The sequence below is a fragment of the Sphingobacterium sp. SGL-16 genome (assembly GCF_011043515.1).
Classification (GTDB): Bacteria; Bacteroidota; Bacteroidia; order Sphingobacteriales; family Sphingobacteriaceae; genus Sphingobacterium; species Sphingobacterium litopenaei.
Genome location: NZ_JAAKGQ010000008.1, coordinates 90,294 through 96,988, shown reverse-complemented (window position 1 = coordinate 96,988; position 6,695 = coordinate 90,294). Strand labels below are relative to the sequence as shown.

At 35.9% G+C, this 6,695-nt stretch carries 9 protein-coding genes; 5 read left to right on the top strand and 4 right to left on the bottom strand.

The features are described 5' to 3' along the window. Positions 1–26: 26 nt before the first annotated feature. The 4 genes from G5B32_RS04935 to G5B32_RS04920 form a co-directional block, all read right to left on the bottom strand. A complete protein-coding gene (locus G5B32_RS04935; protein ID WP_165290435.1) occupies positions 27–551 on the bottom strand; it encodes an ExbD/TolR family protein in 525 nt (174 codons plus the stop codon). Positions 552–688: 137 nt separating this feature from the next. After that, positions 689–1,027 (bottom strand): TlpA disulfide reductase family protein, encoded by a 339-nt coding sequence (locus G5B32_RS04930; RefSeq protein WP_206366792.1) that lies wholly within the window; start codon positions 1,025–1,027, stop codon positions 689–691. Continuing rightward, the gene (locus G5B32_RS04925) at positions 970–1,218 is read right to left on the bottom strand and encodes a hypothetical protein (RefSeq protein ID WP_165290434.1); all 249 of its coding nucleotides are present in this window, start codon (positions 1,216–1,218) and stop codon (positions 970–972) included. Before G5B32_RS04925 ends, G5B32_RS04930 begins: the two co-directional genes overlap by 58 nt. 46 nt (positions 1,219–1,264) lie before the next feature. After that, positions 1,265–1,828, bottom strand: a complete 564-nt coding sequence (locus G5B32_RS04920) for an RNA polymerase sigma factor (RefSeq protein ID WP_165290433.1) — start codon at positions 1,826–1,828, stop codon at positions 1,265–1,267. A 188-nt stretch (positions 1,829–2,016) separates the two neighbouring features. Between G5B32_RS04920 and G5B32_RS04915 the strand changes: the two genes are divergently transcribed. From G5B32_RS04915 to G5B32_RS04895, 5 genes are all read left to right on the top strand, one after another. Further along, positions 2,017–2,784, top strand: coding sequence for an enoyl-CoA hydratase/isomerase family protein (locus G5B32_RS04915; RefSeq protein WP_165290432.1), 768 nt, complete (start codon positions 2,017–2,019; stop codon positions 2,782–2,784). A gap of 2 nt (positions 2,785–2,786) precedes the next feature. Next, positions 2,787–3,656: an SDR family oxidoreductase gene (locus tag G5B32_RS04910; RefSeq protein ID WP_165290431.1), complete on the top strand. Its 870-nt coding sequence runs from the start codon at positions 2,787–2,789 to the stop codon at positions 3,654–3,656. 82 nt (positions 3,657–3,738) lie between these two features. Further along, on the top strand, positions 3,739–4,296 hold the full coding sequence (locus G5B32_RS04905) for a hypothetical protein (protein ID WP_165290430.1): 558 nt from the start codon (positions 3,739–3,741) through the stop codon (positions 4,294–4,296). 90 nt (positions 4,297–4,386) lie between these two features. Next, complete coding sequence (locus G5B32_RS04900) at positions 4,387–6,126, top strand: phospho-sugar mutase (protein ID WP_165290429.1); 1,740 nt, start codon at positions 4,387–4,389, stop codon at positions 6,124–6,126. A 1-nt stretch (position 6,127) separates the two neighbouring features. After that, positions 6,128–6,670: an NUDIX hydrolase gene (locus G5B32_RS04895; protein WP_165290428.1), complete on the top strand. Its 543-nt coding sequence runs from the start codon at positions 6,128–6,130 to the stop codon at positions 6,668–6,670. The last annotated feature ends 25 nt before the right edge of the window (positions 6,671–6,695 follow it).

Sequence of the window (6,695 nt, the reverse complement as noted above, 5' to 3'; positions counted from 1 at the left end):
TTTTAATTTCGGGCTAATATTGTTAATTATTTTACCTTGTTCACAAGATGTTCTTCTTCTTTGGATAGTTTACTTAGCATATATTGCTTGATATCTGATGACCTTATCTCATCAAAACTGTCTATTATTCCTTTGGTATTTGCTTCAGCTGTTGGTTTTATAAGTACTATAGTTTTCTTTCCAGAGGTAAGGTTAGAAATGTATTGACTAAACTCGTCTAGATTATCTTTTAGACTTTGATTCGTTGCCGTAATATGCTGTACAGTACGAATAGGCTTGCTGATATCACCATGAATCAACGTGTATGAATCTTCACGAACTATCAGATTTACTATTCTTCTTTCGTCCATATCCACTGCTTCATCTATATTCTTGTCAGGCACAGCTACATCTAAGGCATTAGGCTTATTGAGCGAAGTGGTCAGCATGAAGAATGTAATAAGTAGAAAAGCTAAATCTACCATTGCTGTCAAATCCACTTTTGGTGCTGCTTTACGTGTTCTACCTTTTTTTGCAGGTGTAGCATTGTCTTTATTGTTTAGTTCGGCCATAATTGTAAGAATTAAAGGTTATCATTGTTTTTCATATAGATGATGATTCTGTTGATTCTTTTCCATAAACAAAAGCAATAAAAAATGCTCTTATCATTCGATAAGAGCGTCTAAGATATATTCAGGTAATGTTTATTTTATTTCAAGAGAGCTTCTAATGTTTTGTGAAGCTGCTCTCCGCGCAGATTCTTAGCGATAATCTTTCCCGAAGGATCGATAAGATAGTTTTGAGGGATGCCCGTTACGCCATATTTTAAAGCCGCTTCATTGCTCCAAAATTTCAAATCAGACACATGTGTCCATTGATCTAAACCATCGTCTTTGATGGCCTTAATCCACGCTTCCTTTTGTGAATCTCTATCCAGAGATACCCCGAAAACAGTAAATCCTTTATCTTTAAATGTATTGTAAGCAGCTACTACATGAGGATTTTCCTTACGGCAAGGACCACACCAGCTCGCCCAAAAATCCAGCAAGATTTGCGAATAGCGTACGTGGTTGATGACTTCAAATGCTTGGAAGGCATTTCGAAGTCATGCCATTTTTCTTCCACGTAATTTTCAAAGGTAGATCTGTTATCTTGATTCAAAATCCAATCTTCTACAAACTCTTTTTCGGTGTCCGTACATTGGTTTTTGAAGTATTTATTTAGGAGATTCTTGTTCAATATTGTATTAGTTTTAATCACTATACAATCTCAAGACTGTTTGCACCTAAGAGAAATTTGAAAAATAGGATAAAAAGATAAATCCCAAATTTTTAAGTATCTTTTTGATCAAAGAATAGGAATTATTGATATGATTTTCTACGGTACTTTTAGAAATGCCGAGCTCTTTGGCTATTTCGTCATTTTTATAGCCTTCTAATCTGCTCATTTTGAAGACGCGAGCACGTTTTTCGGGTAATTGATTCAAAATACGAAGAAGAATGAAATTTAATTCTTTGCTGTTGTCAAACTCTGAATTGGAAGGAATTATATCATTAAGATATTTTTTCTCAATAATACTACGCTTGACCTTATTGTAAATATCGTTTTTGGCTAAGGTGATCAAATAATTTTTAAAGGATTTCTGCGTGTCAATATTTTGTCTATTCTCCCATACTTTTACAAAAGTTGTTTGAATGGAATCCTCCACGTCTGGGGTAGATAAGTTGAATTTTTCTAAAAAACTCCAAAGGATTTCTGCATATCGTGAATAAATAACAGCAAAAGCTTCTTCATCGCCATTCTTAAGACGAGTAAGGGCTTCCACTTCATTATATTTATTTATTGACATACGGTAAAAAAGGTAGATTTGTGGCAATTATATAAAATTTGATTAATAAATTAAAAATGATTAAAAATTTTGTCATTATTTTGATAAGTTTTTAATCAAATGATATGATTTAAATAGGTTTTATATTAAGGATCTTCAACAGTAGATTGTTCCAAAATTTCCTTAATTTGTTTTCAAATTATAAGCTTATGAATTTCATCAAAACCCAAGTAGAAGATCATATATTCCACATTATGTTGGATCGTGGGAAGTCGAACGCTATGCATATTGAAATGATTCAGGAACTAACCGAAGCCATAGAGCGCGCGAATGATGACCCTGCGATTGAAGGCTTGATTCTAAGTGGTAAAGAGAATTTTTTCACTTCGGGTCTCGATCTTATTACGCTTTATCAGTATGACGAAGTTCAAATGCAAAACTTTTGGACAGCTTTTATTTCTTTATTACACAAATTAGTAGCTTTTCCAAAACCTTCTGTTTCAGCTATAACAGGACATAGTCCAGCTGGAGGCTGTGTAATGGCGATTTGCTGTGATTATAGATTGATGGCGGATGGGGAGTTTATTATTGGATTGAATGAAGTACCTGTTGGGATTATTGTTCCTGAAAGTATTTTCAAATTGTATAGTTTTTGGTTAGGAGAGGGGACGGCTTACAGAAGTTTGTTGGAAGGAAAACTTTTCAAACCTTCTGAAGCTAAAGAGATTGGTCTTGTGGATGAGGTTGTTGCTTTTAATCGCATTCAAAATTTAGCTATGCGTAAAATTAAGTCGTTGACACAATTTGAAAAGAATGCTTGGCGTACTTCTAAACTTAATTTTAGAGCTCATTTAATAGCTGAATTTGAGAAAGATCAAACAGAAACAATTCGTCAAGTGTTAGAGCAATGGTGGAGACCGAGTACGCGAGCTATTTTGAAAACAATTATTGAAAATTTAACGCAGAAAAAAGCATAACTATGGTACAAGGAGCATTACGCGAAGATGCGTTATCAGGCAAAACGATTGTGGTAACGGGGGGCGGTACAGGCTTAGGTAAGGCAATGGCTACCTATTTTTCCGAATTGGGAGCCAATGTGGTGATCACGAGTCGTAAATTAGATGTATTGTCAGAAACGGCAAAGGAGATTGAAAAGAAGACTAATAATTTTGTCTTGGCAATAAGTTGTGATGTACGAAATATTGAAGATGTCGAAAAGCTTTATAAGGAATCAGTCGATACCTTTGGAGGTGTCGATGTGTTAGTAAATAATGCAGCAGGGAATTTTATTTCTCCAACCGAAAGATTATCAGCGAATGCTTTTTCTACTATTATAGATATTGTGCTAAAAGGAACCGCTAATTGTACCCTTACTTTTGGTAAAAAATGGATCGAAAGTAATAAAAAGGCAAATATTTTGAATATAATTACTACTTATGCTTTTACAGGTTCAGGTTATGTTGTACCTTCGGCAGTGGCAAAAGGAGGTGTGTTGACAATGACACGTTCTTTAGCTGCTGAATGGGGAAAATATGGGATTCGAAGTAATGCCATAGCTCCAGGACCATTTCCTACCAAAGGAGCCTGGGATCGGTTATTGCCAGGAGATTTGGCGGCTAAGTTTGATTTCAAAAATAGAGTTCCTTTGAAACGTGTAGGTGAGCATCAAGAACTGGCTAATTTGGCAGCGTTTTTAGTATCTGATTTTGCGGGATATATAAATGGCGAAGTCATTACTATTGATGGTGGTGAATGGCTTCAAGGTGCTGGTCAGATGAATGGAATGGAAGCAATTCCTGCAGAAATGTGGGATTACATTGAAAAAACTATTCGTGAAAATAATAAGTAATATGCGAAATATATGGATAGGGCTTCTTGCTCTACTAACCTTAACCGTCAGTTGTAATCAAGGAAAAAATTCAGAAAAAATAGTGTCAAAAGATTCTGTAACAGTGGTAGTGCCTGTAACTATTGAGGAACAAAATCAGTTGTCCGAAGTTATCACCCGTTTCGTAAGAGCGTATGCAAGCAAAGACAACGCAAAGGCTAATGCGTTGATTCATCCAGAATTGGGGATATACATAATCTATCGTCCAGGGGCATCCGACACTTTTGTAAAAATGGATAGTCTGGATTTTGCTCATCCCGTGCCAGAGGTTTTTGCATATCCTGATTTGAATACTGAATTTGCGCTAACGTTTGAAAAACTTCCTTCTTACGACTGTGGAACAGAAAAATGGAATAAAGAGGGTTTTATATGTGATACAACCGCTCATCCCAACCAATTGTCAAATATAACTTCATTCGAAGATGAGTTTGATGAGGATAAATTTTCGGAAGAAGATTTAATTAGGATTGAAGTTTCAGAAAAAGAAAGTTACCGTGTTATTGTGACCGCTGATCAACCTTTAATTTTTCATGTTCGAAAGTATAAAGGAGCATGGTATGTAACGACTCTTGATAGAGCATATGCAGGATGTGACGCTTAAAATATTGGTAAATTTTTTCTAAATCAACATTCACATTATCAGATATTTTTAATAAATTGTTAATTAATTAAAGTACATAGAAAATTATATATGAGCACTCTAGACCAAGAAACCAAATCTCGTATAGACCAATGGTTAACAGCTGAATACGATTCAGAAACAGTTGCAAAAGTTCAGCAACTGATTGATAACAATGAAGAAACAGAATTATTAGATTCTTTCTATAAAGAATTAGAATTCGGAACAGGTGGTTTACGCGGCATTATGGGTGTGGGCTCGAACCGAATGAACAAATATACAATTGGTAAAGCGACACAAGGGTTAGCAAACTATTTGAGAAAGCAATTCCCAGATCAACAGATCAAAGTTGCTGTGTCGTATGATAGCCGTAACAACTCTCAGTCTTTTGGTCATCTTGTAGCAGATGTATTTTCAGCTAATGATATTCATGTGTTTTTGTTTGAGCAATTGCGTCCTACACCAATGTTATCTTTTGCAGTACGACATTTCAATTGCCAAGGTGGTGTAATGTTGACTGCATCTCATAATCCAAAAGAGTACAATGGTTACAAAGCATATTGGAATGATGGAGGTCAACTTGTAGCGCCACATGATAAAAATGTGATTACAGAAGTAAATGCTATTCAATCTGTTTCGGAAATAAAATTCGAAAGAGTTGACGCAAATATTACTGTAGTACGTGAAGAGTTTGACGATATCTATGTACAGGCAAATAAGAGATTAAGTATTCACCCAGAAGCGGTAGAAGCACAAAAAGATTTAAAAATTGTATATTCTCCGATTCATGGTACAGGAATCACAGTAGTGCCTAAAATTTTGGAAGCTTGGGGTTTCACCAATGTTACTGTGGTTGAAGAGCAATCAAAACCTGATGGAAATTTCCCAACAGTAGTGTATCCAAACCCAGAAGAAGAAGATGCGATGTCTATCGCTAAGAAGCATGGTCAAGAGCTAGATGCAGATGTTATCATGGCGACCGATCCAGATGCTGACCGTGTAGGTGTGGCTATCCGAAATCCAAAAGGGGACTATGAGTTGATTAATGGTAACCAAATCGGTAGCTTGTTAACATACTATGTGCTTTCCTCTAAAAAAGATAAAGCCGAATTGAAAGATAATGACTACATCGTTAAAACAATCGTTACGACGAATTTGATATCAGATATCGGAGCAGAATATGGTGTGAAATCTTATGAAACGCTTACTGGATTTAAATTTATTGGTGAAGTAATCACAAAGTTATTAGGAAAAGAGAACTATTTAGTTGGAGGTGAAGAGAGTTACGGATATTTGGTTGGTGATTTAGTTCGTGACAAAGATGCGGTAAATTCATGTGCATTTATTGCGGAGATGACAGCTTATTTCAAAAGTCAAGGCAAATCACTTTTCGAAGTATTGCAGGAGCTTTATGTAAAACATGGATTTTACAAAGAGAAATTAATTTCCTTAACGAAAAAAGGTAAAGCTGGTGCGGACGAAATTAAACAAATGATGATTGATTTGCGCGCTAATGCTCCAAAAACTTTAGGTGGGGTAGAAGTAAAAGAAATTCGCGATTACGAGAATCGTGTAGCGACAAATATCGTTTCAGGCGAAACGTCTGAAATTGATTTACCAAAATCAGATGTATTACAATTTATTACAGTTGATGGTGACGTCATTTCGGCAAGACCTTCTGGTACAGAGCCAAAAATAAAATTCTACTGTTCGGTGCGAGAGGCTTTGGTTGATGCTTCTAATTATGAAGCTATCTCTGCCAAGTTAGAGCAGAAAGTAGAGAATATTATGGCTGATATTGTAAAAGGATAATATGCAAAAGTGGAAACTTTTAGAATCTAAATACATTATTCAACGACCTTGGGCAACTTTACGTGTCGATAAACTGGAGTTGCCTAATGGAAATATCAAAGATGAATATTATGTTTTAGAATACCCGAGATGGGTGAACATGGTGGCTATTACCGAAGACCAAAAGGTTCTTTTTGTTCGTCAATATCGTCATGGAGCAGACGAAATCATGGTCGAACTTCCTGCAGGAGTAGTGGAGGAAGGAGAAGAACTGGAAGCTGCAGCACGCAGAGAGCTTTTAGAAGAAACGGGATATGCGTTTGATGCTATAGAATATATTTGTGAATTGTATGCTAATCCTGCCACAAGTGGCAATTTGACCTATACGTATTTACTAACGGGGGGCAGAAAGGTTCAAGAGCAGGAACTAGATAACTCGGAAGACATAGAGGTGGTAGAAATGTCGATTGAGGAGGCTAGGCAATTTTTGTTTGATAACAAAATTGGACAAGCCTTACATAGTGCGGCATTATTTTATACCTTCAAAAAAATGGGTTTACTATAAAGTAAGCCCATTTTTGTTACAATGA

What these genes read in the sequence shown, in the direction of transcription:
- G5B32_RS04935 (WP_165290435.1), bottom strand. Translation starts at nt 551, where the DNA reads ATGGCCGAACTAAACAATAAAGACAATGCTACACCTGCAAAAAAAGGT.
- G5B32_RS04920 (WP_165290433.1), bottom strand. Translation starts at nt 1,828, where the DNA reads ATGTCAATAAATAAATATAATGAAGTGGAAGCCCTTACTCGTCTTAAG.
- G5B32_RS04915 (WP_165290432.1), top strand. Translation starts at nt 2,017, where the DNA reads ATGAATTTCATCAAAACCCAAGTAGAAGATCATATATTCCACATTATG.
- G5B32_RS04910 (WP_165290431.1), top strand. Translation starts at nt 2,787, where the DNA reads ATGGTACAAGGAGCATTACGCGAAGATGCGTTATCAGGCAAAACGATT.
- G5B32_RS04900 (WP_165290429.1), top strand. Translation starts at nt 4,387, where the DNA reads ATGAGCACTCTAGACCAAGAAACCAAATCTCGTATAGACCAATGGTTA.
- G5B32_RS04895 (WP_165290428.1), top strand. Translation starts at nt 6,128, where the DNA reads ATGCAAAAGTGGAAACTTTTAGAATCTAAATACATTATTCAACGACCT.